The organism is Burkholderia pseudomultivorans, from assembly GCF_902499075.1.
Taxonomy (GTDB): domain Bacteria; phylum Pseudomonadota; class Gammaproteobacteria; order Burkholderiales; family Burkholderiaceae; genus Burkholderia; species Burkholderia pseudomultivorans.
Genome location: NZ_CABVPP010000123.1, coordinates 1 through 2293 on the forward strand (window position 1 = coordinate 1; position 2293 = coordinate 2293).

Annotated in this window: 3 protein-coding genes; all 3 read left to right on the top strand. The window is 69.7% G+C overall.

Going from position 1 to position 2293, the window contains the following annotated elements; all coding sequences use genetic code 11:
- The coding region (locus BST28156_RS34380) for an SDR family oxidoreductase (RefSeq protein WP_174904566.1) at nt 1-612 on the top strand (612 nt) is incomplete at its 5' end.
- 77 nt (nt 613-689) lie between these two features.
- Nucleotides 690-1094: a dihydroneopterin aldolase gene (locus BST28156_RS34385; protein WP_060246580.1), complete on the top strand. Its 405-nt coding sequence runs from the start codon at nt 690-692 to the stop codon at nt 1092-1094.
- Complete coding sequence (ttcA, locus tag BST28156_RS34390) at nt 1091-2086, top strand: tRNA 2-thiocytidine(32) synthetase TtcA (RefSeq protein ID WP_174904567.1); 996 nt, start codon at nt 1091-1093, stop codon at nt 2084-2086. Before BST28156_RS34385 ends, ttcA begins: the two co-directional genes overlap by 4 nt.
- Nucleotides 2087-2293: the final 207 nt, after the last annotated feature.

A 2293-nucleotide genomic window follows, 5' to 3' on the forward strand; every position in this document is an offset into this window, starting at 1 on the left:
CCCGGCGCGCCGCGCGCGGCCGCCGACGCGCTCGTCGCCGAAGTCGCGGCGCACGGCCGCCGCGCGGCCGTGCTCGACGCCGATCTGGCCCTGGAAACCGATGCGGCGGCGCTGGTCGCCGCATGCGGCGACGCGCTCGGCCGGCCCGCGTGCGCGGTATTCGTCAGCGCCCGCGCGGGCGACGACGACGCGCAGGCCATGGACGGCGCGCCACTCGCTGCTGCGCTTGCCGCTGCGCTCGCCCGCAACGTCACTGCGCCGCTCGCGCTGGCCCGCGCACTGGCCGACGCGACGCCCGACGCCGCGCGCGACGACGAAGCGCTGCGCGCCTGCGCGATCCATGTGCTGGATCAGGCACTGTTTCAGCCGGCGCCGGCGCAGCTGCCGCATGCGCTGATGCAGGCCGCGCTGCACCGCGCGACCTCGGCGCTGGCGCTCGCGCTCGCGCCGAAGGTGCGCGTCGCGGCGCTGGTGCGCGGTCATGCGCCGCACGCCGACGAGATCGCGGCGGCGGCCTGCTATCTCGCGAGCGCGCCCGGCGTCACCGGCGCGACGCTGACCGTCGACGGCGGCGAGCACCTGGTGCCGCCCGCCGCCGGCCCGAATGAATGAACTGCGCGGATCGCGCGGCCTGACACCGCCGCCCGCGCCGCTTTGCGTGCCCGCACGCCAATTTGACTGGGACGACCATGTTTTCCGCTCTCCTGCACCCCCGCCTCGCGGACTGCCGCAGGCTCTACCTGCGCGACTACGAGGTGCACATCAATATCGGTGCGTTCGAACACGAGAAGCGCGGCGAGCAGCGCGTCGTCATCAACGTCGACCTGTTCGTGCCGCTTTCGCTGTCGACCCCGGTGGACGACCGACTGCATGAAGTCGTCGACTACGATCTGATGAAACAGAGCGTCGCGCACTGCCTGGCGCGCGGCCACATTCATCTGCAGGAAACGCTGTGCGACGCGATCGCCGCGCAGCTGCTGGCGCACGACGCCGTGCGCGCGGTACGCGTCCGTACCGAGAAACCGGACGCCTATCCGGACTGCGACGCCGTCGGCGTCGAGGTCTTTCGCATCAAGGACGAGGAGCGCGCATGAACGCCCCCCAAACACATGACACGGCGGCCGACGCGGCCGTCATCGAAGCTTCCGCCGACGCAGTCGGCCGCCGCGCGCTGACGCGCCGCGAGCAGAAGGAAGCGTACGAGAACAACAAGCTGTTCAAGCGGATCGTGCGCCAGGTCGGCCAGGCGATCGGCGACTACAACATGATCGAGGACGGCGACAAGGTGATGGTCTGCCTGTCGGGCGGCAAGGACAGCTACGCGATGCTCGACGTGCTGCTGCGCCTGCGCGAGCGCGCGCCGATCGACTTCGACATCGTCGCGGTGAACCTCGACCAGAAGCAGCCGGGCTTCCCCGAGCACGTGCTGCCCGAGTACCTGACGCAGGTCGGCGTGCCGTTCCATATCGAGAACCAGGACACCTACAGCATCGTCAAGCGGCTCGTGCCCGAAGGCAAGACGACCTGCTCGCTGTGCTCGCGGCTGCGCCGCGGCATCCTGTATCGCGTGGCCGGCGAGCTCGGCGCGACCAAGATCGCGCTCGGCCACCACCGCGACGACATCCTGCAGACCTTGCTGCTGAACATGTTCTACGGCGGCAAGCTGAAGGGGATGCCACCGAAGCTGCAGTCGGACGACGGCAAGAACGTCGTGATCCGCCCGCTCGCGTACGTGAAGGAAACCGATCTGGAGAAATACGCGGAGCTGCGCGAGTTCCCGATCATCCCGTGCAACCTGTGCGGCAGCCAGCCGAACCTGAAGCGCGCGGAAATGAAGGCGCTGATCCGCGAATGGGACAAGCGCTTCCCGGGCCGCGTCGACAACATGTTCAGCGCGCTCGCGAACGTCGTGCCGTCGCACCTGATGGATACCGGCCTGTTCCCGTTCGCGTCGCTGCGCGCGACCGGCCAGGCCGATCCGCAGGGCGACATCGCGTTCGACGAGGAGCCGTGCGCGACGGGCGACGACGCGTCGGCACCGGGCGCCGCGAAACCGATCTCGATCGTCCAGTTCGACGACCTGTAAGCGGGGCCGGAAGGCCCGCCGGAACGGTGCGCCGGACGCCCGTTCCGGCGTTGCCGGCGCGCCTCGGCAGCCCCGGAACGACAGGGGCCGCATGCTAAAATGGACGGCTTCGAACTCCTCTGACAAGCGCGCGCCATGAATATCGTGATTTTGGCGGCAGGCACCGGCAAGCGCATGCGTTCCGCGCTGCCGAAAGTGCTTCATCCG